Source organism: Rhodococcoides kyotonense (assembly GCF_900188125.1).
GTDB lineage: Bacteria > Actinomycetota > Actinomycetes > Mycobacteriales > Mycobacteriaceae > Rhodococcoides > Rhodococcoides kyotonense.
The window spans coordinates 46234-72172 of record NZ_FZOW01000008.1 but is presented as its reverse complement, the minus strand read 5'-3'; the positions used below and the strand labels follow the sequence as shown (position 1 = coordinate 72172).

General features: G+C 63.8%; 23 protein-coding genes. 11 read left to right on the top strand and 12 right to left on the bottom strand.

Annotated features, from left to right (window positions below; all coding sequences use genetic code 11):
* Positions 1 to 17: 17 nt before the first annotated feature.
* The 9 genes from CHB96_RS14745 to CHB96_RS14705 all read right to left on the bottom strand — a co-directional run bounded on the left by CHB96_RS14745 (position 18) and on the right by CHB96_RS14705 (position 10750).
* Entirely contained in the window at positions 18 to 1127 is a 1110-nt protein-coding gene (locus CHB96_RS14745; protein ID WP_089247474.1) for a glycosyltransferase, read from the bottom strand.
* Entirely contained in the window at positions 1124 to 2269 is a 1146-nt protein-coding gene (locus CHB96_RS14740; RefSeq protein WP_089247826.1) for a lipopolysaccharide biosynthesis protein, read from the bottom strand. Before CHB96_RS14740 ends, CHB96_RS14745 begins: the two co-directional genes overlap by 4 nt.
* A complete protein-coding gene (locus tag CHB96_RS14735) occupies positions 2266 to 3327 on the bottom strand; it encodes a glycosyltransferase (RefSeq protein WP_089247472.1) in 1062 nt (353 codons plus the stop codon). The genes CHB96_RS14740 and CHB96_RS14735 overlap by 4 nt, the downstream gene beginning before the upstream one ends.
* 71 nt (positions 3328 to 3398) lie before the next feature.
* Positions 3399 to 4010, bottom strand: a complete 612-nt coding sequence (locus tag CHB96_RS14730; protein WP_089247470.1) for an acyltransferase — start codon at positions 4008 to 4010, stop codon at positions 3399 to 3401.
* Positions 4007 to 4972 (bottom strand): GDP-mannose 4,6-dehydratase, encoded by a 966-nt coding sequence (locus CHB96_RS14725; protein WP_089247468.1) that lies wholly within the window; start codon positions 4970 to 4972, stop codon positions 4007 to 4009. The genes CHB96_RS14730 and CHB96_RS14725 overlap by 4 nt, the downstream gene beginning before the upstream one ends.
* A complete protein-coding gene (locus tag CHB96_RS14720) occupies positions 4969 to 5964 on the bottom strand; it encodes a GDP-mannose 4,6-dehydratase (RefSeq protein ID WP_089247466.1) in 996 nt (331 codons plus the stop codon). Before CHB96_RS14720 ends, CHB96_RS14725 begins: the two co-directional genes overlap by 4 nt.
* Positions 5961 to 7106, bottom strand: coding sequence for a glycosyltransferase (locus tag CHB96_RS14715; protein ID WP_245865711.1), 1146 nt, complete (start codon positions 7104 to 7106; stop codon positions 5961 to 5963). The genes CHB96_RS14720 and CHB96_RS14715 overlap by 4 nt, the downstream gene beginning before the upstream one ends.
* Before the next feature lie 596 nt (positions 7107 to 7702).
* Positions 7703 to 9214, bottom strand: coding sequence for a cellulase family glycosylhydrolase (locus tag CHB96_RS14710; RefSeq protein ID WP_089247464.1), 1512 nt, complete (start codon positions 9212 to 9214; stop codon positions 7703 to 7705).
* Positions 9215 to 9328: 114 nt separating this feature from the next.
* A complete protein-coding gene (locus CHB96_RS14705) occupies positions 9329 to 10750 on the bottom strand; it encodes an O-antigen ligase family protein (RefSeq protein WP_245865710.1) in 1422 nt (473 codons plus the stop codon).
* A 92-nt stretch (positions 10751 to 10842) separates the two neighbouring features.
* On the opposite strand from CHB96_RS14705, the gene CHB96_RS14700 reads away from it, so the two are divergent.
* From CHB96_RS14700 to CHB96_RS14665, 8 genes are read left to right on the top strand one after another with little or no spacing between them, the layout of a single operon-like run.
* Entirely contained in the window at positions 10843 to 12240 is a 1398-nt protein-coding gene (locus CHB96_RS14700; protein WP_089247460.1) for a tyrosine-protein kinase domain-containing protein, read from the top strand.
* A gap of 4 nt (positions 12241 to 12244) precedes the next feature.
* Positions 12245 to 13495 (top strand): alpha/beta hydrolase family protein, encoded by a 1251-nt coding sequence (locus tag CHB96_RS14695; protein ID WP_089247458.1) that lies wholly within the window; start codon positions 12245 to 12247, stop codon positions 13493 to 13495.
* Entirely contained in the window at positions 13492 to 14163 is a 672-nt protein-coding gene (locus CHB96_RS14690; RefSeq protein ID WP_089247456.1) for a YveK family protein, read from the top strand. The genes CHB96_RS14695 and CHB96_RS14690 overlap by 4 nt, the downstream gene beginning before the upstream one ends.
* Positions 14160 to 15377 (top strand): lipase family protein, encoded by a 1218-nt coding sequence (locus CHB96_RS14685; RefSeq protein ID WP_245865707.1) that lies wholly within the window; start codon positions 14160 to 14162, stop codon positions 15375 to 15377. The genes CHB96_RS14690 and CHB96_RS14685 overlap by 4 nt, the downstream gene beginning before the upstream one ends.
* A 10-nt stretch (positions 15378 to 15387) precedes the next feature.
* Positions 15388 to 16644, top strand: a complete 1257-nt coding sequence (locus CHB96_RS14680) for an acyltransferase family protein (protein ID WP_089247454.1) — start codon at positions 15388 to 15390, stop codon at positions 16642 to 16644.
* A complete protein-coding gene (locus tag CHB96_RS14675) occupies positions 16641 to 18191 on the top strand; it encodes a cellulase family glycosylhydrolase (RefSeq protein ID WP_089247452.1) in 1551 nt (516 codons plus the stop codon). The genes CHB96_RS14680 and CHB96_RS14675 overlap by 4 nt, the downstream gene beginning before the upstream one ends.
* Positions 18188 to 19381, top strand: coding sequence for a lipase family protein (locus CHB96_RS14670; protein WP_089247450.1), 1194 nt, complete (start codon positions 18188 to 18190; stop codon positions 19379 to 19381). Before CHB96_RS14675 ends, CHB96_RS14670 begins: the two co-directional genes overlap by 4 nt.
* A gap of 42 nt (positions 19382 to 19423) precedes the next feature.
* Positions 19424 to 20218: a sialate O-acetylesterase gene (locus tag CHB96_RS14665; protein ID WP_245865705.1), complete on the top strand. Its 795-nt coding sequence runs from the start codon at positions 19424 to 19426 to the stop codon at positions 20216 to 20218.
* Between the two features lie 2 nt (positions 20219 to 20220).
* On the opposite strand, the gene CHB96_RS14660 is transcribed toward CHB96_RS14665, so the two are convergent.
* A complete protein-coding gene (locus tag CHB96_RS14660; protein WP_089247447.1) occupies positions 20221 to 21195 on the bottom strand; it encodes a chemotaxis protein CheB in 975 nt (324 codons plus the stop codon).
* Positions 21196 to 21332: 137 nt separating this feature from the next.
* Here CHB96_RS14660 and CHB96_RS14655 point away from each other — a divergent pair, with 137 nt between their 5' ends.
* Complete coding sequence (locus CHB96_RS14655) at positions 21333 to 23177, top strand: CheR family methyltransferase (protein ID WP_245865702.1); 1845 nt, start codon at positions 21333 to 21335, stop codon at positions 23175 to 23177.
* On the opposite strand, the gene CHB96_RS14650 is transcribed toward CHB96_RS14655, so the two are convergent.
* The gene (locus CHB96_RS14650) at positions 23174 to 23941 is read right to left on the bottom strand and encodes a sulfate transporter (RefSeq protein WP_141136489.1); all 768 of its coding nucleotides are present in this window, start codon (positions 23939 to 23941) and stop codon (positions 23174 to 23176) included. The genes CHB96_RS14655 and CHB96_RS14650 overlap by 4 nt on opposite strands.
* A gap of 178 nt (positions 23942 to 24119) precedes the next feature.
* Between CHB96_RS14650 and CHB96_RS14645 the strand changes: the two genes are divergently transcribed.
* Positions 24120 to 24548 carry a hypothetical protein gene (locus CHB96_RS14645; RefSeq protein WP_176444300.1) on the top strand — a complete coding sequence of 143 codons (429 nt, stop codon included), beginning with the start codon at positions 24120 to 24122 and terminating at the stop codon, positions 24546 to 24548.
* Here the strand turns inward: CHB96_RS14645 and CHB96_RS14640 are convergent.
* Positions 24526 to 25182 carry a GAF and ANTAR domain-containing protein gene (locus CHB96_RS14640; protein ID WP_089247443.1) on the bottom strand — a complete coding sequence of 219 codons (657 nt, stop codon included), beginning with the start codon at positions 25180 to 25182 and terminating at the stop codon, positions 24526 to 24528. The genes CHB96_RS14645 and CHB96_RS14640 overlap by 23 nt on opposite strands.
* A 343-nt stretch (positions 25183 to 25525) precedes the next feature.
* Here CHB96_RS14640 and CHB96_RS14635 point away from each other — a divergent pair, with 343 nt between their 5' ends.
* A complete protein-coding gene (locus tag CHB96_RS14635) occupies positions 25526 to 25900 on the top strand; it encodes a histone-like nucleoid-structuring protein Lsr2 (RefSeq protein WP_089247441.1) in 375 nt (124 codons plus the stop codon).
* Positions 25901 to 25939: the final 39 nt, after the last annotated feature.

Genomic DNA, 25939 nt, shown 5'->3' with positions numbered 1-25939 from the left:
GGCGGTGATCCTAAGCGTTATCGGAGTGGTGCGCCGATCAGCGATGCGACGGTGGTGTGCGGAATGCGGTCTTCCCAACGGGCGGTGTTGAGTTCGTAGATGCGTTGTCCGGCTTTGACGGCGGCACTACGGTCGAGCAGATAGCGACGGCATTCGGCGACGAACTGCTCCGGGTCGTCGAACGTGGGGAGCTCGAAGACGGGTCCGAGCGATCCGACGGCCGCCGAGGTCCCGACGACCGGAAGCCCCTTGCTCGCGGCGTCGAGTATCTTGACGCGCACACCGCCGCCGGTTGCGACGGGTGCGATCAGAGCGCGGCAGGTGCCGAGGAATTCCTGCAGGTCGTCGACGAAGCCGAGGTCACGGACGCCGGGCGGGTAGACGGGATCGGGTGCACCCGTTGCCTTTGCGCCGATGATGCACAGCTCTGCGTCGTCGATTCCCTCGGAGATCCGGGGCCAGTACTCGAGCGCGATCTTGAAGGCTTCCTGGTTCGGCGGCCAGTCGCGTGTGCCCATGAAGACGAGTCGATTCGCGGTCTGTGTGAGGTCCAGTTTCGGCGTCGGCTCGAGTGTCAGGTCGATCCACCGTGCGTCGTGAACGCCTTCGCTGCGGTACATCTCTGCCTCGTCGGCGTCGTAGGTACCCACGGCGTCGGCTGCACGCGCGACGCGGATCTCGTCACGCAGAATTCTGGGCGCCTCGATCCGGCCCGTGAGTCCCCGCGTCACCTTCCAGACCTGTGACTCGGTGTTGACGGTGTTGATGACGAACGGTGACCCGAACTTCGCCGAGCGGATGAACGGTTCGGCCATGTAACTGTGTTCGGCCACATAGACATCCGACTCGGAGGCTTCGATTGCGGCGACGAATGCGTCGACGTCGTATCGGCCGTGGACGATGCTGCGCGTCGGCCGGAGCGATTTGAGCAGCAGCTTGGCGTCGACTCCGGGCTTGAGTACGCGGGTGACGTCGGGATCCGGTGACGGCGCTTGCTCTTTCGACAGGCACAGCGACCGAACCTCGAACGCTTCCCGCGCGAGCTGCATCATCAAGCGAGACAACGCGATATCGCCGCCGTGCTCGGTGATCGGATCCTTCGACAGTAGGAACGTCGCACGCCTCACGAGGCCACCTCTTCCTTGGCGGGTTCACGGTAGAGCGCTCGCGTGAACCACACGAGCAGAACGGCATCGGTGACGACCGATGCGATCGCGGCACCGACGGCGCCGAACGGGAACAGGCACAGGATCAACACCATCTTGAGCGGTGCGAGCACTGCTGCGGCGAGGACGCGGGTGCGGTCCCGGTGTTGCAGATACAGAACGGTCGTGAAGACGTAGTTCATCACGCGCATGACGACGAAGAACGACATCACGACGAGCGCGCCCGCAACTTCCGACGGTGCCGGAGTGAAGAACAGTACGAGACCCGCGATCAGCAGCAAAGAGCCTGCTGCGCAGCCGAGTACGACGGTGTGCTTCAGTGCGGGCCCGGCCGTGACGCGGCCGTCGGCGAGTCGTAGCTTCTCGTGGAACGTGTGCCCGAACGACTGTCCGATGAACGCAACAGCCCATGCGGTGACCGAGGCGACGGAGTAGTACCCGGCGATCGTGCTGTCGGTGAGATAGCCGAGCAACAACACGTCGCCTTGGATGTAGACGGCGTTGGCGAGGTTCTCCGAGAACAGCATCGAGATCTCACGCCACGATCCGGGAATGCGCGGTCGGGCGACGCGACTCTCGGCAAGCGCGGCTATCGCGATGACGAAATACGGAGCGACGTAGAGCAGACTCGCGATCAGCAAGGTCGGCTCCGCGACGGCGAAGAGATAGGCCGTCGCCAGTGCGATGCTCGACGCCTGACGCACCGTGTCCATCCGCTGCGTGACGTCGGGGTGCCCGTCGCGGAGAGCCTTGGATTTGTATGCGTTGAAGGCCATTTCGCCACCGGCGACCACCAACGCGAACCACGCCACGTAGTTCACCTGAATCAGGCACAGCCCGACGACGATCAGCCCGACACCGATCAGCGCGCGAGTGGTGCGCTCACCGAGATAGTCGGCTTCGTCGACGCGGATGGACCGAACGCCGAACGGATGATCCAGTGGTGCAGCGACTATCGCGGCGAGAGCGAAGGCCATGGCGTAGTGGCCGTAGTCGGCGATGCCGAGTTGAGCGATCAGCGCGACGGTCCAGAGCAAACCGATCCCTCGGCCGCCGTAGGTCCAGAGCGCGGCGATGCCTGCCTTGATCAGGTTGGCGTTCACTTGCGCCACTCCGCCAGGAAATCTTCGACGACGAGTTCCGGGGTGTTGGCCTGCCGCAGAGCCTCGACCTCACGCCTGAGCGTGCCGAGGGCTTCTGTATCGGTGACGAGGTTCGCTGCCGAGTCGGCGACGTCGTCGATACTGCCGTCGACAACTACTGCGCCACCGTCGGATTCGGCGAGCGCGCCGTACTTCATGCAGACGATGGGTGTCTGATAGGCGATCGCTCGCGTGACGACCGACGACGCAGGGAACGCGTCGCCGTAGATCGTGCGCCTGCCGTACGGGACGACGAGCGCGCGGATGGAGGAGAAGAAGGCATCCTCGTCCGCGTCGTTGACCTCGCCGACGATGTCCACGCCGTCGACGGCAGGCAACTGCTCGGTGCCGCGGCCGGCGACGCGAATTCCGATCTCGCGCGGAAGGCGGTCGCGCAGGCTTTGGATCTGTTCGAACCCTTTGCCGCGGTACACCAGACCGAACAGGCCGACGGCGAGCGGTCGTTCCTCTGCGGGTGTCAGATCGGGGCGCTCGGGCACGAAGATCGTGCTGGCTTTCGCCGTCGCGCGGGGGTACTGGGAGGCAAGCGAATCGGCGCCGGCCTTCGTCAGTGCGAAGAACGTGCGATCGGCTGCGACGTGTCGTTCCAGCCGGCGCCACAACCCGCGCAGGGGATAGTGCAGACCGTGATTGAGCAGCTTCTGCCCGGCGAGGAACTTGGTCCGCGCAGGCCACCAGACGAGCCCGGGCGGGTCGTGCACCGTCGCCGTCACCGTCGGGTCTCCGGCGAGCTTGCGCGTCGCCCAGAACGGAACAACCGAGCCACCGCTGAGCTCGCAGTGCACGATGGTGCGGTCCGGATCCTCGACGAGCTGTTCGATCGCCGTGCGGTGGGCGAGGATGTCGCGTACCGAGTCGTTCCCCGGCCCGTCGTGGCGGTACTCGACGACCTCGCCGAAGTGCGGGCGCACAGCGGCCGCGAAGTCGTCGGCATAGTCGCCGACGCCGCCCACGCCGGAGCGTGGGGCAACGTAGACGAGGCGGTAGTCGCTCAGCATCAGCGGGTGGGGCTCCTTCGGAGCATGTGCACGAAAATACATAGCGGGCTATGTATTTTCATGCACATGGGTCAGTAGAACAGCGGACGATACTTCGGGCGATACTGCAATGCATTCGGGTCACGAGTGCCGCGGACCTGGGCGGGAACACCCGCGACCACCTCGAGCTCACCGACGTCCTTGCGCACCATGGAGCACCCACCCACCACGGCACCTCGGCCGATGGTCACACCGCTGAGTACCGTGCTGCGGCTGGCGATCCAGACGTAATCGCCGATGACGCACGGCTCGAGGATCGGCTTGAACGTCGGATCGTTGTGGTCGTGGTAACCACCGATGATGTGGGTGTCGCTGGCGATGACGACGTTGTCGCCGATGGTGATTCCGCCGCGCGCGTCGAACATGCATCGGAATCCGATGGAGCAGGCTTCACCGATGACGAGGTTCTCGATGTCGAGGATCGTCGTGCCGCGGAAGATCGAGGTGTCCTTGCCGATCTTCGCGCCGAACGCACGCAGGAAGTTCTGACGTATCGAATGCGATGGGATGTAGGTGACCACCATGTTGAATCCCAGTGTGCCAATTCGGTTTCGGATCTTGCGGGCCAACGAGATGTCCTGCATCTTGTAGTCCGAGACGTGGTGAATCTCCGCGCCCGTCGTCGGCTCTTCCAGCGCTGTCATGCTGCCATCTCCTCGGTCATGTCGAAGTCGACCATCGCGGTGACGATCTCCTCGAAGTTCTTGGTGGGCGTCCACCCCAGCACGTCGCGTGCCTTGGACGCGTCGCCGATCATTCTCGCGGAATCGGCGGGCCGCAGCATCTCGGGATCGGCGTCGACGTAACTGCGCCAGTCGTCGATGCCGACGGCATGCATCGCGGCCGCCACGAAATCGGCGACGCTGTGTGCTTGCCCCGTTGCGACTACGAAGTCGTCTCCCTTGCCGTGCAACGCCATCGCGATCATCGCTGCGACGTAGTCCGGTGCCCAGCCCCAATCACGTTGGGCGGACATGCTGCCGAGTTCGAGCTTGTTCCGTGTTCCGCGAGCGATCGCGGCTGCAGCCTTGGTGATCTTGCGGGTCACGAAGGTGTCCGGGCGACGCGGCGATTCGTGGTTGAACAGGATCGCGTTTGTCGCCTCCAGCCCGCGGGCTCGATAGACCTGGACCATGTTGTGACTCAATGCCTTCGACGCGCCGTAAGGCGACGTCGGAGCGATGCGCGAGTCCTCGTTCTTCGCCGCGTCCGTGGAGCCGGCGAAGATCTCTGCACTGGATGCGTTGATCACCATGACGCGCTTGCCCGACGCCTCCTGGTGCGTGTGACAGGCGTCGAGCAGCGATGTCGCAGACACTCCGTTGACGCGTGTGGTGAGCACCGGGTCGTTCCACGACCTCCATACCGACGAGATACCGGCGAGGTGGAAGACGTAGTCCGGGTCCGTTGCAGTGACGACATCCGCAGCGACCCCGGGCTCTCCGAGGTCGGCGTGGTGCATCGTGACGTGGTCGACCACATCCGAGGAACCGGGTCGGGCTACTCCGTGAACGGTCCAACCGAGCTCGACGAGTGCCTCGGACAGGTAGCTACCGTCCTGCCCGGCGACCCCCGTGACGAGGGCCGTCGGCCGCTTCTCGGTCACGCTATCTTGACCGTGTCGGCCGACTGCTCCGCAAGGTCGTTCTGCACCATCATCGAAACGAGCTCGGGGAAGGTGACTTTCGGCTTCCAGCCGAGAACGGACTGTGCCTTGGACGAGTCACCGACGAGCAGGTCCACCTCTGCAGGCCGGAAGAAGCGCGGGTCGATCTTGACGTACTCGGCCCAGTCGGTGATGTCGACGGCCGCGAACGCGTGGTCGAGGAGCTCACGGATGGAGTGGGTCTCGCCGGTGGAGATGACGTAGTCGTCGGCCTGCTCCTGCTGCAGCATGAGGTGCATGGCCTCGACGTAGTCACCGGCGAATCCCCAGTCACGCTTGGCGTCGAGGTTGCCAAGAGCGATCTCGCTCTGCAGTCCGAGCGCGATGCGTGCGACGGAACGCGTGACCTTACGAGTCACGAATTCGATTCCACGACGCGGGGATTCGTGGTTGAACAGGATTCCGGAGCTGGCATGCATGTCGTACGACTCGCGGTAGTTGATCGTCATGTAATGGCCGTAGACCTTGGCGACACCGTACGGCGAGCGCGGCCACAGCAGTGTTTCCTCGCGCTGCGGGACTTCCTGGACCTTGCCGAACATTTCGGAGCTCGATGCCTGGTAGAAGCGAACCTGCTTGCCCGCGACGTCCTGGTACAGACGCGTCGACTCGAGCATGTTCAGCACGCCGCCGCCGGTGACGTCGGTGGTGAGGCGAGCGTTCTCCCATGAGTACGCGACGAACGAGACCGCGCCGAGGTTGTAGACCTCGTCTGGGTCGGCGACGGCGAAGGCGCGCATCAGACTGGAGAGGTCGAGCAGGTCGCCCGTAAGTACCTCGACCTGGGGGAGAACGCGGTCGAGCATCGCGGCCTTCGGATTGTTCTGTCCGCGAAGCAATCCGAAAACCTTGTAGCCCTTGCTCAGAAGCAGTTCGGCAAGGTAGAGACCGTCTTGACCGGTGATTCCCGTGATCAATGCCCTCTTGGTCATCGCGACAGCTTCCTCTCGATTGTTTCTTCGTGAATTTCTGTGACTGCCGCAATCAGTTCTGCTGCGAAGCGTTCCTCACTGAACTGCTCCACGTGAGCCTGAATCTTCAACGGCTCCCATGTTGTTCGTTCGAGCTTCTCGACCGCCTCCCGAATGGCTTCGGGTGTGGGTTGGTCGAAATAGACACCCGTGACGCCTTCTTCGACGGTGTCGAGGAATCCGCCCCACCGAAGCACCGCGCTCGGTTTCCCGTGATAGCCGGCCTCGATGGGGGTCAATCCGTAGTCTTCATAGCTCGCGGCGACGACGGCGTTACACCGCGTGTAGAGCCAGGTCATTTCGCCTGCGCTGAGGTCGCTCAGCATGAGTACGTTGTCCGACTTGACTTTTCGCAGGCGGTCGGCTTCGGGGCCACGCCCGACGACGACGAGCTTGCGATCGGAACCGGCGAAGGCCGCCATGATCTTGTCGACGTTCTTGTAGGGCAGCAGGCGTGAAATGCACAGGTGGAACGGATCCCCGGCGAGCCATGCCTCGGCGTCGGCGATCGGTTCGGGTGGTGCGTTCTCGACGGTGAAGGGCGCAGGAAGCAGTGTGGACGCGATGCCGTAGGCGTCGGTGATGCGCTTCTGGACGACCGTCGAGATGGCCAGGTAGCGATCCGCGGATTCCGCTGCACGACGGTCCCACTGCCGCAACGGCCAGGAGAGTGCTTTCAGTGCAACACGTTTCAGTGTGCTGCTCGATTCACCGAGGTACATCTCCGACTCGTACAACCATCGGGCGGGTGAATAGCAGTAGACGAGTTTGCGGCCCGACGTGCGGAATCCGTGCGACCACCCGCTGGTACTGGTGAGTACGACGTCGGCGTCGATCGCGATGGAACTCGACGCGAAGGGGAGAAGGGGTAGTGCGAGACGATGATTCTTGCGCAGGAACCCGATTCGGTTCAGCCGCGAGGTGCGGACGTCGACGCCCGCGAAATCGGGGAACGTCGTCGACGGCTCGAAGAGGGTTGTGTAGACGGGACTGTCGGGAAATGCACGTGTCATCGCGAGCACGACTTTCTCCGCACCACCGCGTTGCGTCAGGTAGTCGTGGGCGATCGCGACGCGCACGGGTCGGGTCATTTCCTGCGTCATGCGGCGACCTGCGTCGGATATGTTGCCTTCATCCCTCAACCAATCGTGTCGAACCGTGCACAAAGAGAGCTATGACGTGTGGTCCCGACTCCAGAAGCATTCTTTTCGCTACGACATTGTGCGATTGCTGTAGAGCTCACGTGCGTCCCCCGACCGGGACGAAAACTACAGACATAGCGCTGCCCCGCTGTGTCATTCGTTCACAGTAGATAAGTATCCGCTGAGAGACGGAATTGGTAGCACTAAGTGAGGTGGTTCACAGTGCCAATTCGGTGCAACGAGAGTATGGATACTCGGTATTCCTCGGGATTTAACACGGCGGAAATGATTTCTCCGAGGGACCGGGTTCTCGAGGGTTTCCCGGCCTGAAATTCAGACGCCGACAAAGACACCGACCGGTACGAATGTGACGTGTCGGTGAAAAGCGAAATTCGGACGCTTCGAGACTGAATGAATATCGAGAAAGACGCTTCAAACCTGCCGATTGCTAGTTTATTCGGAAATCGGTTTGTTTTCGCAACCTGCGCAGACGCACATGCATTTGCGCGGGTCGGGGCCTTCCCCTCCACACAGATGCGTGGAGGGGAGGGACGCGACTACCTCTGCGCCCGAGCCCCCGCGGCAGGGGTCCAGGTGATCGAGCCGTACTGGAAGGTCACGCGCACGCCACCGCCGTCGACAGGGGTTTCGTCGCTGGTCGCAGGCCCGAGCGTCGGATCCCAGGCGGAGATGATGCCGCCGCCGACGAGACGCGTACCGCCGATGTCCGTCGAGAACACGCGCAGGCCGTACGGGCTGTCGAAGTCCTGGTAACCGTTGGCGAAACCGGTGGTCGGCAACAGTCCGGTGCGCCGGACCGCTTCCGCGACCACGTTCGGCGACGCGATGAACCCCGCAGGCGTCTGGAACACCGTCGCGTATTCGCGGATCTGCGCCCACGTGTCGCGGATCGGGAACACCGGGCTGAGTGGCGCGCCGAGCCCGCTCGGCACCATCTGGAAGCGGTCGTACTCGGCCGAGCGCGGAACGTTGTTCATCAGCTGCGACATGACGCCCCACAGCGCAGGTTTGCCGCTCCAATCGGACCGCAGGAGACCGAAGGTCATCTCCGTGTCGGCGCTCCCGGTCTGCTGGTCACGCAGCTGGTAGAGGTAGATCGGCCCGGCGTACGGCAACTCTTGCCACTTGGTGATGAAGTGCGTGATCATGTCGCTCTGCTGCTCTTCCGACGTGACCGCGGTCGGGACGCCGTACTCGGTGGCCCAGATCTTCTTGTTGCCGTCACCGTTGGCGACCATGGCCGCGCGGATGTCCATGACCTGGCGGGCAGGAGAGTCGTCGACGTAGACGCCGTCGGCGAACTTCAGCGAGTACTGGTACGGGTGGAACGACAACGCGTCGAACTTGCCCCCTGCGCCCGCGGCGTACATCTGCTGCATGAACGAGACGGGGTTCTGCACTCCTGCCATGTCGACGACCGAACCCAACACGCCGCCGACGACCGTGGCCCCTGCGTCGGCGCTCTTGATGGCCGGATAGGCGGATTTCAGCAGGTCGGTGTACCCGGCAGCGTCGGGAGACGGTCCGTAGAACATCGCGCCGTTGGGCTCGTTCCAGATCTCGTATGCCTCGATCTTGCCCTTGTACCGGGCGGCGACCTTTCCGGCGAACTGACCGAACAGCGCAGGCGATGCAGGCCGCGTGTTGATCGGCTGGCCGGGAGGCGACGTCGCCCAGGCCGGCGTGTACGCGATGATGCCGAGCATCGAGATTCCGCGCGCACTCACGGCATTCACGACGCGGTCGACGGCCGTCCAGACGAGCTGGTTCTGCACGGGTTCGACGCTGGCCCACGGGATGGACACACGCAGCGACTTGATTCCTGCCGCGTCGAGAATCGACAACGTGGTGTTGAGTTCGGCGTCGCTTGACCACAGCAGAGCGCCGCTGTCGGACACACCGACGGTGGTGGGTAGAACGTCGGCCTCTGCCTGAGCGAGGGTGTGTTCGGTCGGCGCTATGTACGACGCGGCCCCGAGGGTCACCCCGGCGGTGATCACGGCTACCGACAGTGCGGACACCACCGAACGAAGTCGAATACGGCTCATCTGCTTTTCTCTCCGAGAAGGGGCTCATTTCCTGAGCCCGACAAGAAATAATTGCAGGACGAACCGAAGTGTTACAAGCCGAAAGTAAATAGTTCGACAGTATCGAACTGCTGGTCAGGCAGTGTTCGACGGTACCGGTCTCGGTGCAGTCAATGGCCCCCGACTTCGGTCGTCGGGCACGTTATCGGTCGCTTTTTCCCACGCCACGACGAGGAATACGATGAGCACGGAAAAGGCCATCGTGGTCGCCGGAATGGTGACGACGGGAAAATCCAACTGCAGCGCGACGACGGAGAATCCGATGAATCCGCCGCCGATGAATCCGTGCTCCCAGTTCTTGGATCGTAGGCACCGGTACCCGATGATCGCGCCGACGACGATGACTGCGACGAAGGCAAGGCCCGCGAGAATTCCGCCGCGGTACACCGACAGCAGCGGGGCGTTGGCCACGTAGTTGACCTCGAATGCGGAGCCCGGATCCTTGAATTCCGTGCGGCCCCAGCCGAGCCCGAACAGCCAGTGTCCGGCCATGTGACCGGGGAAGTCGACGAGGGCATCGCCTCGTGCGCTCGAGCCTGCGTCACCGCTTCCGAACGACGACAGCACACGGCTTCGCACGGTCGGGATGGACAGCGCCGCGACGAACGCGGCGAAGAATCCGCCGATGATGACGGCGCGATCACGCGTGCGCATGGTCTGGAACAGCAGCATGAGGACGACGCCGAACACCACCGAGAACAACGCCGCCCGCGACAGCGTCAGCACGATGGCCCCGAACAGCAACGCCGACAATGCCCATCGTGTCCTACCGCGAATCAGCAGGACACACAGCATCAGTGCGACGAACAGGCCGATGCCCGCTGCGTTGGGGTCGATATAGGTCCCGGCCAGGCGAACCGTCGTCGTACCGCCTGTGTAGACGCGCCGTGCACTGTCCTCTTCGGTGCCGTAGCCGAACGGTGAGAGGTAACCGATGAGCTTGCCTGACGGGTCCCCGGCGAGGATGACGACGGCAAAGGCCGCGGCGAGCGACGCTGCATAGACGTAGATGCGTCCGAACAGCTCGAGTTCTCGGCGAGGCAATCGAAGCAAGGAGACCACTACGAGGGTGGAAACAAGCCACTTACCGAATTCGGTGTAATCGACTGTCGCACTGCCGGTTGCGACGACCGACAGAGCGGACGTGACGATCAGGGTGATGACAGCCATCTCACCGTATGTGACGCGACTCACTCCTGTGCGGTGGATCACCGAAGCGAGAACGACGCTGAATCCGAGAGTGAACACCAGCGGTGCGTGCACGCCCGGCAGATAGCCGAACGGCAAAGCGCCCAACGAAAAAGCAAGAGTACGAGTCAGATACGTCGGATGTCGCAGCCCGATGTAAGCTCCCACCGCGAGTCCGACGAGGGCGAAAGCACCCAATTTTGCTGGTGTTCCACCGAAGATCATCAAGAATGTAACGAAAAACGGGACGACGACGATCAGAGCCGCGTCAACACGTTTCGAGATGTTCATGGGCACTGATGTTGTCACGCTTTCATCCGCTCGCAACATGTATGTACTGCTGAATTGTCGTCGGCACTTTATTCTTTCTGGCGAACCGGGCTATCGAAGAGGAGCATTTCGTGGAGATTCGAGAGTATGGGCGGATTCTCCGTGCGGGATGGTGGATCGTCGCTCTCGTGACGGTACTCGGAATCGTCGGTGGGTTCGTCTACTCGATGGTCTCGCCGGATCGGTATCAGGCGTGTGCCCGTCTGTTCGTCACGACGGAAGGCGGTAGCTCGGTAGGCGAGGCCTATCAGAACAACCTCTTCTCTCAGGAGCGCGTGAACTCGTACGCCGGGTTGGCCACGAGCACCCAGGTCGCTCAGCGTGCGGTCGATCAGTTGCAGCAGCCCATGACGGCGAACGAGTTGCGCGACAGGCTCACTGCAACGCCCATCGAGAAGACCGTGTTGCTCGATCTGTGCGCCACCGATTCCGATCCCGAGGTCGCCCGGGCACTGACCAATGCCGTCGCGGGGCAGTTGACTCAGGTCGTCCAAGAACTCGAGACGTCGCAGCGCGGTGGCAGCCCGGCCGCAGGCGCGACGATCGTCGATCAGGCCGATGTCCCGTCGAGCCCGATGGGTACCGGCCTGCTCTCCCTTCTCGTGCTCGGAGGTGTCGCGGGCTTGCTCGTCGGTGTGTTGGCGGCACTCGCTCGCGGACTGATGGATCGATCCGTGCGCGATCGCTCTCGTGCAGAGGACATCTCGGGGCGCGCCGTGTTGGGCGGGATTCCCTTCGACGCGGAGCGGCCGTCGACCCCTGTCTCGACGTTCGCCCGTATGGGTGAGCCACTTCGGGCGCTGCGCACCAACATTCGGTTCCTCGGAGCAGGGTCCCCGCCCCGCGTCATCACCGTGACGAGCGGCAGTGCGGGAGAGGGGCGCACGTCCACCGCCATCGACCTCGCGGCGGTTCTGGCCGAGGCCGGACACAAGGTACTGCTCGTCGGCGGCGACATGCGCACGCCCGAGCTCGCCGAGCGTCTCGGTATCGCGCAGACTCGCGGACTCAGTACCGTCCTGTCCGGGGAGCACCGTGCCGACGACGCGATCCATCGCGACGTCATCAACGGTGTCTCGGTTCTGCCCGCCGGCCCGGTACCGCCCAATCCGAGCGAACTGCTCGGGTCGGACCGCGCGCAGGTCCTCCTCGAATCCCTGCGCGGCGACTACCGATACGTCGTCATCGACACGCCCCCGCTGCTCGACGTCACGGACGGTGCCATTCTCACCGCCCTCGCCGACGGCGCACTGGTTCTGGCGCGCATCGGTCGCACGACGCGCGAGCAGCTACGACGAACGATCAAGGTTCTGGGTGGAGTCGGCGGCACGGTGCTCGGCGTGGTGACCACGTTCGAGCCGACGCGTCGACGCGGTGCATCGCACGCGAAAATCGTTGCTGCACCGGTGAAGCCGCAGGCCGCCGACGTCACCTGGGAGGCGCCTGCTTCCTCGTCCAGCAGGAGCTAGACGCATGGTGCGGTCCACGAGACCGGTCCGTGTCGCGGCAGGACTGTGTGCCGCTGCTCTGCTTCTGGCGGGCTGTGCGGGCGACAACCGAGTGGTCCTGTCACCCGACGTCGCCACAGCGCCCGTCACCGCAACGACGCAGCCACCCGAGCCGCTCCCACCGCCGAACATGGCGGACACGGGTCCGGGCTCGCTCCTGGCGGCGGATCCGATCGTCGATATCGCCGCCGACATCACCGAATTGGGCGCGACTGCAACACGTGTCGTGTATCGCTCGACGTCGGGAATCGACGGGCGGTCCACGAACGTCTCAGGAGTCGTCGTACTGCCCGGAGGCACTGCGCCCGAGGGCGGTTGGCCGATCATCTCCTTCGGTCACGGTACGACGGGTGTGCTGAACAACTGCGGGCCGTCGGAGTACGCGAACCTGCTCGGCAGCGCACCGATCGTCGCAGCATTGGTGCTGAACGGCTACGCGGTGACGATGTCGGACTACCAGGGGTTGGGCCTCGACGGCGACTATCACCCGTATCTGGACTCGAAGACGCTCGGCTACAACATGATCGACGCCGTGCGTGCGGCACGCAACTTGGTTCCGACGCTGAGCGACAGGTGGGCTGCCTACGGTGTGTCGCTGGGCGGCATGGCGGCGTGGTCTGCCAGCGACCGCAACGGCGAGTACGGCGGAGGCCTGAATCTCGTCGGCACCGCTGCCATCGTGCCCGTCTCGGACATGGCCGGTCTCGCCGACGCAGCTGCCGCAGGCACGTTGACACGGGCGCAGTACCCCCTCCTCATGTACGCCTTGCGGGGGCTGTCCATCACGCATCCGGAGATGAATCTCGACGACTACCGATCCGGGCTGGCGCGGGAGCGGTGGGACGACTTCATGCAGTGCGTCCCGCCGGGCTCCGATCTCGTGCCGGAGTTGGTCGTTCGGCTGCAGCCCGCGGATCTGCGACCGGCGAGCGTCGAAGCGACGGACCGCTTGCGTGGGTGGCTCGCTGGAATGGCTGTACCGCAACAGAAGTCGACGTCACCGTTGCTGGTCATGTACGGCTCGGAAGACGACCTGATCCTCCAGCCGTGGACGGAGAAGGCTCTGGAGAGGGCCTGCGCGTCGGGCGACGTCGTCGAATACGAGCTGCATCGCGGTGAAGGGCACGGGAACCTCGACAGCACGCGGTCGCTTCCGTGGGTCAAGGCGCGGTTCGCCGGTCAGAGCGTCGTCGACACCTGTGAGCTGAATCGATGATCGCGCCCGTCGGAGTGCCACGGCTGAAGGACTACGGGCGGATGATCCGTGACTCCTGGGCGTTGATCCTTGCCGCGACGGTGTTGTGTCTCGCGGGATCGTGGCTCGCGACGTCGCTTGTGTCGCCGACGTATACGGCACACTCGCGCGTGTTCTTGACGGCGCAGGGCCCCTCGACATCGCGTGCCGCACTCGACGGCAATCGCAGTTCACTGTTGCGCGTCGAAAGTTACGTGCAGCTCGCGACGAGCGAGCAGGTGCTACGACGCGTCAGCGTGGAGTTGGGTCTCGGCCTCGAGCCGGCGGACTTGAAGCAGGACCTCGTCGTACTCCCGAAACCAGGCTCCGCGCTGATCGAGATCTCGGCAACCGCCGACACGGGCGAGGATGCTCGTGACATCGCGAACTCGGTGGCCACCAACCTGATTCAGCTCGTCTCCGAGGTCGACCTCGGTGCCGACGGCCCGGTATCCGAGGTGACGCTCGTCGACGCGGCGTCGGTGCCTGCGGCCGAGAAGACGTTGATGGGCAACGTGATCGTCGGTGGCGGAACGGGGTTCGTCATCAGCTGCGTGCTCGTCGTGGCATCCGGGTTGCGCCGAGACTCCATCGACTACCGCGACCAGATCGAAGACATCACGGACGAGGACGGGGGAACCAGACGGTGAAGCATCTACGACGCGTCGGCGGGGCGTGCGCGGTATCGATGGCTCTCGTGTTCGCCGGGTGTTCCAGCGACAGTGAGACACCGGCCGACGCAGCTGCGTTCGGCGCAACGTTGACGGCCGACTACACCGACTCGGGACCTGGTTCACTGGTCAGCGCCGAGGAGCTGTTGACCGTCGACCGCCGCCTCAGCACCATTTCGTCGACGGCTGCGCGCGTCGTCTATCGCTCCACCTCGGGCGTGGACGGCCGGCCCACGGAGGTGTCGGGCACGATCTTCGCACCGAAAGGTGAAGCACCCGACGGTGGTTGGCCGGTCATCGCGTACGGCCACGGCACCACGGGTGTACAGCCGGACTGTGCACCGTCCACCGACCCCGAGTTGCTGGGGAGTTCGCCGATCGTGACCGCGCTCGTGCGGTCCGGGTACGTCGTGGCGGTGTCCGACTATCAGGGTCTCGGTCTCGACTCCACCTATCATCCGTATCTCGACGCGACAACGGCTGCGAACAATTTGATCGACTCGGTGCGTGCTGCCCAGAAGTTGGTTCCGGACAGCTCGGATCGCTGGGCATCGTTCGGTGGCTCGCAGGGTGGCCAAGCGGCATGGGCCGCAAACGAACTCGCGTCGTCGTACGGTGAAGGTCTCGACCTCGTCGGGTCGGTCAGCCTCGTACCGGCAGCCGACATCACCGGTCTCGCCCAGGCAGCAGCCGACGGGACCCTGACAGCCGATCAGAAACCGCTGTTGCAGTGGGTGCTCGTCGGTCTGGCGCAGTCGCACCCGGAGATCGACCTGGACGACTACCGCCGCGGCATCGTCGAGGAACGATGGGACGAATTGTCCGCGTGCGGTGGGCCTCTCGCAGCGGACCGTACCTCGTTGGCGGCGCAGATCGACGACGACGATCTGCGGCCGGCGACGCCGGAGGCCACCAGGGCCCTCGAAGGGTACCTGCGCGAGATGAGCCTGCCGCGCGCTGCCGCATCGGCACCGATGCTGGTGATCTACGGAGGTCAGGACTCGCTGATCTCCCAGCCGTGGACGGACAATGCCATCGGCGCGGCGTGTGCTTCCGGAGACACTCTTCAATCTCTCCTGCAGCCCGCTGCAGGTCACGCAGACATCGACGGAGCTGCTGCGTTCCCGTGGATCACCGAGCGCTTCTCGGGCGTCCCGGCCCTCAGTTCGTGCCCCGCACCGCCACAACCCTAAGGCGAGAGAAATGACTGCTACCCCCGACAGGACAGCCGCAGCGGCCACCGAACCCGCACCGACCGACAAGCGACCCGCGCGGATCCTCGGTCTGGACGGACCACGCGGAGTCGCCTGCCTGATGGTCCTCGCCGTGCACGTCGGTGGCCACAACAGCCCACAGACGGTCGCGACGTTCAAGCTGGGTCTGCTCGGGCAAGGCCTTGTCTTCTTCTTCGCACTGTCCGGGTTCCTGATCTTCCTGCCGATGGTACGCAGGCTGTTCGCGGGAAAACCGATGCCGGACACCAAGAGTTACGCCGTCCACCGCGTCCTTCGTGTCTTCCCGGCGTACATCGTCATCTTCCTGCTGTGCAGCTTCGTGCTCCGAGCCGTGTTCACCGAGAACACCGCCGTCGCCGAACGACACTTCACCGACGCCGGACTCGGCATGCTGACCGATCCGCTTGCGCTGCTGGCGAATCTGACGCTCGTGCACTCGTACATCCCGCAGTACCTGCAGACCGGTATCAACCCGTCGTGGTCGCTGTCGCTCGAGTTCGCGTTCTACATCGCGTTGCCGTTGCTCGCCGCCATCTCCTTCTCCCTACGGAAGCGCACGAACATCGGTGCTCCCGTTCTTGCGATGATCCCTGTCGCGGTGATGTTCCTCATCGGCCTCACCGGCAAGCTGTACACGCAGAGCCGCGCCGAGGCGTCGGGCATCACGGATCCGCTGTTGCTCGAGTGGGGTCCCAACGAGATCGCGGTCCTGAGCCGCAGCTTCTGGTCGCTCGCCGACAACTTCACGTACGGCATGCTCGTCGCCGTCGTGTTCGTGGCCATCGAACGCGGAATCATGAAGGGCCGGTTCGTCACTCGCATGCGGTGGTGGGCAGGATTGGCGATGATTCCGGTCGCGGCCATCTCGCTGAAGTTGATCGACGACAATTCCCGGTGGCAGAGCACGTTCGTCGCGATCGGGTCGGCGTTGCTGATCCTGTTCATCATCGTGCCGTTGGCTCGCGGTGAGAAGTCGAAGTTCGCCGAACGCGCCGATTGGGCGCCTCTCAGCTACATCGGCACCATCTCGCTCAGCGTGTACCTGTGGCACTTCCCGATTCTCATCATGGTCGGACGCTTCGGCTGGATGGCGGGTGACAGTCCGGCAGGCATGCTGTGGAACTTCGTCGTGGTCACCGTTGTCAGCATCGTGTTCGGCACGCTCACGTACCGTCTCGTGGAGAAGCCGGCGCTGATGTTGGCTCGTAGGTACAAGTCCAAGTGAGACGACTGCTCCTCGCGGCGGCGGTGTGCACTCTGGTTGCAGGCTGTACCGCAGCGCCGGTTCAGCAGAACGACGCGCTCGTCCTCGACGGGCCGAGCATCCCCGATCCGGATCCTGCGTCGCTCACGCCGATTCCGTTGAAGCCCATCGGTTTCACCGGAGGTGCGCCGTTGTTGTGGGCGAGCGAGGACGAACTCGACCGCAGTCTCGACGCGGTGGCGGCATCCGGGTCGTCGCGGTTGCGCCTCGACATGGCGTGGCCGTTGTTGGAACCGCAACGGGGACTGCAGGTCTGGGAGCCGACGGACCGCGTCGTCGATGCCGCGTTGGAGCGAGGAATCGAGGTGCTCGCGATCCTCGACTACACCCCCGAATGGGCGGCGGCGGACCCACAGCTCGGCCTGACGAGCAAACCGGCGTCCGCGGAGGAGTACGGGCAGTACGCGGGGCAAGTGGCACAGCACTTCTCGGGTCGCGTCCAGCACTACGAGATATGGAACGAGCCCAACGGCAAGGTGTTCTTCGCGCCGTGGGCCGACCCTGAACTGTATGCCGCGATGCTGCAGCAGGCGTATACACAGATCAAGGCCGTGGATCCGGATGCGGTCGTCGTCGGTGGGGCCATCGGAGCCGTCGGTGACAACGAGAACACGATGAACGGGCTGACGTTCCTGCAACGTATGTATCAGGCTGGCGCACAAGGATATTTCGATGTCCTGTCGGTTCATCCGTACTCGTACCCGGGCACGCTCGTCGGCACCGAGTCGATTCCCGACGGCGCGTTGCGGATGATCGCGGACATGCGACGCGAAATGCTCCACAACGGTGACGACCAGAAGCAGATCTGGGCTACCGAGTTCGGCTCACCGACCGACGTGGGTGCCGGAATCACCGAAGATCGTCAGGGCGAGTTGATGTCGTCGTTCATCCATGAATGGAGCCAGCTGCCCTATGCCGGGCCGATGTATGTGCACGAGATTCGTGATCGTCTGGCCGATTCGCAGAACCCGGAGGACAATTTCGGGGTTCTGCGTCGTGATTTCACGCCGAAGCCCGCGTACGAGGCGGTGACGTCGGCGATCGCGTCGGGCATGCTCGTCGATCCGGACTACCTCGGGATGCACGCTGTGGCGCAGAGTATGTCGTCGTTGGGAGAGGCGCTGACTCCGGTGTATCCGGGCCACGACAGGATCGGCAGGCCGTACGTCGCGCAACAGTTCGAGGGTGGGATGCTGTTCCGCTCGCACGACGGGTATGTCATGTCGCCGCATCAGGTGTCGGCTGCGGTGCTGGAGTCCGGCTTTCTTCCTTCGGGCCCGTATGTGCAAGGGATGCAGCAGTTGAACGCGGACGGCGGGGCTCGGGTGTTCTATTCGGAGCGGACCGGTGTGCATCTGGTGCGCGGCGCCATCCTCGACGCGTGGACACCGGAGATCGGTTATCCCACGTCGGAGGAGTACCAGGACGGCACGGCTCGGGTCAGTGACTTCGAATTCGGAAGTATCCGTTGGGAATCCGACTCGGGTGCGCAGGTGCAGTCCCAATGAGGATCGCAGCGGCAGTGATGCTCGCAGCGTCGGCACTTCTGGTATCGGGCTGTGCGGCCACGCCGTCGGTGTTCGCCGTGCCCGGTATCGCTGCGTTCGCGTTCCGCGACAAGCCGTCCGAGCCCATCGAGGTCGCCGATCCGGGAACCGGACCTGGCTCGATCGTCAGTGCCGAGACGATGCCGAATCTTCCGTGGACGGTTACCAGATCGGGGGTGAACGCTGCCCGCGTGGTGTATCGATCCGTGGACACCGAAGTGTCCGGGAGTGTGTTCACTCCGAGCGGTGTTGCGCCGGACGGCGGGTGGCCCGTCATCTCGTTCGGCCACGGTACGACGGGGATCGACGAAGCATGCGGTCCGTCGTTGTCGTCCGATCTGCTGGGCGTCGCGCCACTCGTAGCGGGGTACGCGGCAGCCGGATATGCCGTTGCGATAACGGATTACGAGGGCCTCGGGCACGCCGGGGTTCACCCGTATCTGGACAACATATCGGCCGGGTACACCATGATCGACGCCGTGCGTGCATTGCGGCACGTCTTTCCTGACGTCTCGGAGAGATGGGTCGCGTTCGGGGGTTCGCAGGGCGGCGGTGCAGCATGGGCGGCCAACGAACAAGCCGGTTACGCACCGGAATTGGACTTGCTGGGCTCTGTGAGCCTGGCCCCCGGCGCGAACATGGTGGGTCTCGTCGACAAAGCGGAGCAGGGAACGTTGACAGCGGATCAAGCTCCGCTGCTGCAGTGGGTGTTGGAATCTCTGTCGAGACGACTCCCGGGTCTGGACTTGGACCTCTACCGCAGCGGCAACGCAGCCGAGAACTGGGACGTGCTGAGTGGCTGCACCCCGGATGTCGCGTCGGCGCACAGTGATGCCGCCGATCGGATCGGTGCAACGGACTTCGCGCCCCGAACCCCCGAAGCGGCAACACGATTGCGCCGACTGCTCGAGCAGATGGCGGTCCCGCAGCAGGGTGCGTCGGCGCCGATGCTCGTCGTCTACGGCGACGCCGACACATACATCGATGCGGAGTGGACGGATGCCGCGCTGGACAAGGCGTGCGGCTTGGGCGACGTGATCGCGATCGACCGTCAGCCGGGTAAAGGACACGGCGATGTCGACGGGGATGCTGTGAATCGATGGATTGGCGAACGATTCGCCGGCGAACCCGCCGTCGACGACTGCGAGTAGAGGCGAGAAGTCATGAGTCTTGTTGTGCGGGCGAAGGATATCGTGAAGCGTCGATTGGGAACCGGAATCGCGGTGCCGCCGTCGAGCGAGCCGTACCTCGTCGTCGCAGTTCTCGGCCAGTCCAACGCGCACGGTGCTGGCATCGGCCTCGACCCGAGTGGGCTGGACAAGCCACATCCGCGGGTGCATCAGTGGGCGTCGTCGGGTCGTTCGAAAGACACGATCGTTGCGGGCTGCGACCCGCTGTTCCACGAAGTGCCCTCCAAGGCAGTGGGATTCGCGACGACGTTCGGACGCAATCTGGCTGAGGCGTCGGGCATGCCCGTTCTTCTCGTTCCGTATGCGCGTGGTGACTCCGCCTTTGCGCGGAAGTACGGGATCTCATGGGACCCGGCGGACCGCGGAGCACGCGTCAACCTGTTCTGGGATGCGGTGGCGCGCGTGAAGTCCGGGCTCGCTCTGAACTCCGAGAACACGCTGGCGGCCGTACTGTGGCACCAAGGCGAGAGCGACGTTCCGCTGACGCCCGGTCCGGTGTATGCGGCGAAGCTCGACCTCGTGATCGATACTCTACGAGCACAATTCGGCCAGGTGCCGTTCGTGATCGGGCAGATGGTGCCGGACGAGATCGAGTCGGGACATCCTGACTATCCGGTCATCGATGCGGTGCACCGTGATACGCCGAACCGTCGTCGCCAGGTGGTGTACGTGGAGGGTCCGCGCGGGCTGTACAACGGCGAAACCGAGAAGATTCACTACAACGCGGCGGGGCAGCGCGAACTGGGTGAGCGGATGTGGGCCGCGTTCCGCGCTGCCGCACCCGTGTCGGAGAAGTAGTGCTACGTGCGCTTCAACGCCGCACTCAGAGTGTCTGCTGCCGTCCTGGCCTCATGAGCGGACTTGCGGTACTTGTCCTGAAGCGCTCCTGCTTTCGCACGGACGGCGAGGGACGTCGCGAGGTGGATTCGCTCGTGCAGGCTGCGCAGCGCGATCGACAGCGCTTGTTCGATCCGGTCGTCCTGGGCGTCGAGGAGAGCAGCCCCGGTCCATCCGTGCCCGATGTGGCAGCGGTAGTTGTTGTTGTCGTCCACGGCGATCAGCGCACCCCCGCAGTCGGGGCACACATATCCCGACGGGGAGCCGAGGTTGTCTCCGGTGGGTCCGCGTTCGTACCGACTGCTGCGTGCGATTTCGTCTTCGAATTTCAGCCGGTCGTTCTGGGGCGGCGCGACGTCGACCGGGGGAATGACGAGGGTCGCGAGTTTCGGGCCGATCTGGCCGACAGGAAGGACGTGATCGACGGTGATGGCATCGATCGCATTGCACGGCAGGGTCGGGTAGACAGCGTCGTCGGGATGTTGCGCGACGGTCACACCGCCGCGTTCCGCGATGGCGGCGAGACCTTCCACGCCGTCGTCGCCCACTCCGGACAGCAGGACGCCGATGCCGCGAGGCCCGGAGTGCAACGCGACCGACCGGAAAAGAGCGTTGATCGACGGCCGGTGCCCGCTTTCCGTCGGGCCGTCGCTCAGCAAGATCGTGCCGTCGTGGACGAGAAGGTGACGATCGGGTCGCGCGGCGTAGATGACGCCGGGCTGCAGGTGCATACCGCTCTCTGCCGTGACGGCCGTCAGCAAGCCGGATCGGTCGAGGATGTGGGCGAGGGCGCTGGTCCCGTGCGCGGGCATGTGGAGTGTGACCAGAACGGCGTGTGGAAAGTCCCGGGGCAGGTGAGCCACGAACGCGGTCAGCGCCTCGACACCCCCGGCGGAGGCGCCGACAGCTACTACAGAGGGGGTGGACGATTCGGGCACGTCACGGGCTTACCCGTCGGAACCACTTCTAACCGAATTGTCGGGCTGTCCGATCAGGGCGCCGTGGATGCGTCAGAATGGACGCTGCAGTCATGGTCGCCGATCGGCAATGAACTGCGCTGTGAAAGGACTTGGGTGTGGCCGAGGAACTCGACGACGACTTCGAGGCGTTGCTGCGGTACCTGCGTGATGCGCGTGGATTCGACTTCACGGGGTACAAGCGCACGTCCCTGATGCGTCGGGTTCGCCACCGCATGGAACAGGTCGGAATCGAGGGATTCCCCGACTATCTCGACCACCTGCAGGTCAGTGCGGACGAGTTCGCGGCGTTGTTCAACACCATCCTGATCAACGTCACCGCGTTCTTTCGCGACTCGGACGCGTGGGACGTTCTTCGCACGATCGTCATTCCACAGTTGCTCGCGCAGCGTGGTCCCGACGATCCGATTCGAGTCTGGAGTGCCGGATGCGCGACGGGTGAGGAAGCCTATTCACTGGCCATGCTCATCGCCGACGCAGTGGGCGCGGAAAGCTTTCGGCAGCGCGTCAAGATCTATGCGACGGACGTCGACGAGGAGGCACTGTCGCAAGCCCGGCAGGCGTCGTACGAGGCGAAGGCAGTGGAGAACATTCCGGCCGGATACCTCGCGCGTTATTTCGATCAGGACGGCGCGCGGTACGTCTTCAGCAAGGATCTGCGTCGAGCCGTCATCTTCGGCCGGAACGATCTTGTTCAGGATGCGCCGATCTCACGAATAGACCTACTGGTCTGCCGCAACACACTGATGTACCTGAATGCGGAGACGCAGCGACGCGTTCTGGGCCGTCTCCATTTCGCTCTGGCACCGCACGGCATTCTGTTTCTCGGTCACGCCGAGATGCTGCTCAGTCACAGTGACCGGTTCGTACCGTTCGATCTCAAGAACCGACTGTTCCGAAAGTCGCTGAACCAGCGGGGCGTTTCGCTGCAGTCCTCTGCCGACGCGCTCGCCGACGTCGGTCACGACCAGCCTGCGGTGTCCAATCTGCGTGAGCTGGCGTTCCACTACACACCCGTCGCGCAGGTGGTGCTGACGAGCGACGAGACCGTGGCGATGGTGAATCAGCAGGCGGAATCGCTGTTCGGATTGTCGGCTCGCGATGTCGGACGACTGCTGCGGGACCTCGAATTGTCGTACCGTCCGGTCGAGCTTCGCGGATATGTCGAGCAGGCCAAGGTGGAGCGACGGTCGTCGCGCATCCGTGAGGTCGAATGGCTGCAACACGGGAGCCAACCGATCTGGCTCGAGATTCACGTGAATCCGTTGATCGATTCGAGCAACGGGTTGACGGGTGTGTCGATCGCGTTCTTCGACGTCAGCACCACGCGGGCATTGCTCGACAAGGTCGAGGAGACCAACAAGCAACTCGAGAACGCCTACGAGGAATTGCAGTCGACCAACGAGGAGCTCGAGACCACGAACGAAGAACTCCAGTCGACGGTGGAAGAACTCGAGACCACCAACGAGGAATTGCAGTCGACCAACGAAGAACTCGAGACGATGAACGAGGAGTTGCAGTCGACCAACGACGAGCTTCACGAGATCAACGGGACGCTCGGGGACAAGACGATGGAATTGACTCAAGCGCAGGAATTCTTCGATTCGATACTCGACTCGGCGAACGTCGGCATAATCGTCGTCGACCGCGATATGCGCGTGACGGTGTGGAACCGCGCGTCGACCGAGTTGTGGGGCGTGACCGACCAGGAAGCGCGGGGGAGGGCGCTGCTCAATCTGGATATCGGGTTGCCGACTTCCCCGCTGAGACCGCTGATGGGTAATGCCTTGGTCGACGAGAACTACTCCGAGTCCATTCGCCTCGACGCGATCAATCGCCGGGGACGTGCGGTCCGAGTTCTCGTGCGCTGCAGTCCGTTCAAGGTGCACGATCGAGAAATCCGAGGGTCGATGCTGCTGGTGCACATCGACGACGAGAACTAGCGGTACATCGAGAGGTACTGCTCGGGACCGAGAACGGCCCAGACGGTCTTGCCGTTGCCTGTGGGAGCGCTGCCCCACGAGTGCGACAACGCCGCCAGGATCGCCAATCCCGACACGTAGACGTTGTTGGTGGCCGCGGCTTCACGCAGCACTGCGGGAGCATCGCTGTCGTCGGACATCGCGAATTTGATCTGCTGACCGATCACCTCGATACGTAGATCGAGATCGCTGTCGGTGTGTTGGAGGACGTTTCCGCTCAACACCGAGACGATGCACCGCGCCGCGGGCACGCACTCGGGGAGGCCCCAGCCTTCGAACGTGTCGGTCACCAGGTCGCGCATCTGCACCAACGCGGAACCGCTCCGCGGGCGGTGATGGCGGACGCGCAGGCGCGTGCCCTCGTCGTGACGGTCGATGTCGACCGCGGCCAATGCGTCGTCGAGCGTCGCGTGCAGTGGCACGTATCTGGTGATGGCGTTGCGGGTGAGTTCGGTCTTGCGGCCGGGAGAGCTGGAGACGGCCAGAAGCGGAATGCCCGGCCACTGGCGGATGAGCCAGCTGGCGCTCGTCAATACCGTCCACGCCGAGGGCGACGACGCCACCAGATGATCGATGACGACGACGACGGCTTTCGGTCCGTCGGTTGCCGCCTTGACGATCGCGTTGCGAACGTGCAGGTAGCTCCGAGCGTCGAGAACTCCACACAGATGTACGACGGGGATCTGACCGACCCACTCGGTGGAGGTGGAAACGTCTACGGACACAGGGTCTGCCTCACGGAATCTGCCTCGCAGCCGCAATTCGGTCGGGCTCGTTTTCGTTTGGTACGAACGTTGCCGAGTCTACCCTTCGTCGTGGCCGGTCACGCGATGCCGAGCGTTCTATAGTGGAATGCACCGAGATCGAGGTAACGAGTAAGCGGATGTCCGGGCAGGTGAATCCGTGAGTGACGAAACGAGGCCCGTCGGCCCGGCCGAGCGGGGTAGCGCAGCGGCCGCGCGTGCGCGCGAGTTGCAGCAGCGACGCGTGGACTTGGGCGCCGGAAAGCCGTGTACGCCGGAGACCGCGCGGTCTGCTCAGGAACGCGCCGAACTCGCGTACGACCGCGCAGCGCGAGCGCATCTGGCTGCGTCCGTCGGCCATCATCGCGCGGCGATGGCACATGTGCGGGCAGCGGAAGTGCACGAACGCGCGATCGCGCAAGGGTTCGGCGACATCGAGGAGCACAGGCGTGCCGCAGCCGACCATCGTCGTGCTGCCAAGGAGAACGATATCGCCAGTGTCATCAGTGCGCGCGAGGCTAACGCGGACTTCAACGCGAAAAAGACTCAGCCGCAACGGAAGAACGTCAGGGATGCTCGGAATCGATGACTTGCTGAGCAAGTTGGAGTACGGGAATGTTCTGGTCTTGCGACAGCTTGCTCAATAGTCGAAACGCTTGAAGAGCGTCGATCGCGAAGCGCTCCATGACGATCCCCTTTGCCTGCCCGATGATGTCGCGCGAGGCGAGGGCAGAGCGGAACTGCTCGTCCCTACGCGCGCCCGAAATTCCGACGGCCGCATGTGCGGCGAGCGCCTCGGCCTGCTCGATGATGTCCTCGTCGAAGGAGTCGGTCGTTTCCGAATAGAGGTTGAGCGCCCCGATCGACTGCTGATCGGTGTACAGGAAAATCGAGAGGCTGGATCGGACGGCGGTGCTGCCGAGGATCGCTTCGGTCAGTTCCGGCCACCGCGCCTCGACGGTGTAGTCGGCGACCCGCAGAGTGGCTTTGTCGCGAATGGCATCCAGGCACGGACCGATCCCGAGTTTCTCCTGAAGATGATCGATGTACTCGGGAATGTCCCCGGTGGGAGCGACCGCCTCGAACGAGCGCTTCTTGCCGTGCTGATGAATGAGGCTGACGCCCGCGTGGTCGACGCCGGGAACGAATCGCGTCGCACCGGCTGTGACCTCGGCAATCACGGTGTCTGCAGTGACCGGATTGGAGCTGCTCGAGGTATGCATTGCGCGAGCCAACTCGGCGATCGCGCTATGTACTGTTTCAGCTCTGGTCCCCATCCGAGTCTCCCCGTCGTCTAGTGATCCCTCTCACCAGACTGCCATACCGACGCCGCTCAGGGGAGTCGCAACTCGGACACGATGGCGCCGATCAAGGGCTCATCCGGACCGGACGGTTTGTCGAAATGGCCATGTGGCGCGGTATCGAGGTGCACTGTATCGAAAAGAGTGCATTTCTCGGGGCCCTTTGTCTTGCGTCCTATCGGCAATTCGTTGCTCCAATTTCCGCATCGAGATCTACAGTGGTTAACCTGGGGGTAACTCACCGAACTTCGAAAGGCATCGGAACGTGGCCAAGCAAGTCATTTACGAATTGATCGACGACATCGACGGCACTGCAATCGATGAGGGGCAAGGGGAATCGATCGAGTTCTCGCTCGACGGCGTCGACTATGTGATCGATCTGAAGAACAAGAACGCCAACGACTTTCGGAAGAAGTTGGATTACTACGTCGGCTTCGCCACGCGCGTCGGCGGCCGTAAGAGGAAAGCAGCACCGGCCGGAGTGACGACCAAAGCGGCGCCGGCACCCGCAGCTCCCGTGAAGCGCGATGCCTCGCAGACCCGCGCCATCCGTCAGTGGGCGGCCGACAGCGGCTACGAAATCAACGATCGCGGACGCATTCCCGCGGGCATCGTCGAGGCGTATGAGGAAGCTCACTAGACGCTGCGCACGTAAGCAGAGAGGCTGCGCACGTGAGTG

Excerpts from the sequence above, each read along its gene's own strand:
- CHB96_RS14735 (WP_089247472.1), bottom strand. The coding sequence starts at position 3,327 with ATGCTGAGCGACTACCGCCTCGTCTACGTTGCCCCACGCTCCGGCGTG.
- CHB96_RS14695 (WP_089247458.1), top strand. The coding sequence starts at position 12,245 with ATGGTGCGGTCCACGAGACCGGTCCGTGTCGCGGCAGGACTGTGTGCC.
- CHB96_RS14720 (WP_089247466.1), bottom strand. The coding sequence starts at position 5,964 with ATGACCAAGAGGGCATTGATCACGGGAATCACCGGTCAAGACGGTCTC.
- CHB96_RS14690 (WP_089247456.1), top strand. The coding sequence starts at position 13,492 with ATGATCGCGCCCGTCGGAGTGCCACGGCTGAAGGACTACGGGCGGATG.
- CHB96_RS14730 (WP_089247470.1), bottom strand. The coding sequence starts at position 4,010 with ATGACAGCGCTGGAAGAGCCGACGACGGGCGCGGAGATTCACCACGTC.
- CHB96_RS14710 (WP_089247464.1), bottom strand. The coding sequence starts at position 9,214 with ATGAGCCGTATTCGACTTCGTTCGGTGGTGTCCGCACTGTCGGTAGCC.
- CHB96_RS14715 (WP_245865711.1), bottom strand. The coding sequence starts at position 7,106 with ATGACGCAGGAAATGACCCGACCCGTGCGCGTCGCGATCGCCCACGAC.
- CHB96_RS14670 (WP_089247450.1), top strand. The coding sequence starts at position 18,188 with ATGAGGATCGCAGCGGCAGTGATGCTCGCAGCGTCGGCACTTCTGGTA.
- CHB96_RS14680 (WP_089247454.1), top strand. The coding sequence starts at position 15,388 with ATGACTGCTACCCCCGACAGGACAGCCGCAGCGGCCACCGAACCCGCA.
- CHB96_RS14640 (WP_089247443.1), bottom strand. The coding sequence starts at position 25,182 with ATGCATACCTCGAGCAGCTCCAATCCGGTCACTGCAGACACCGTGATT.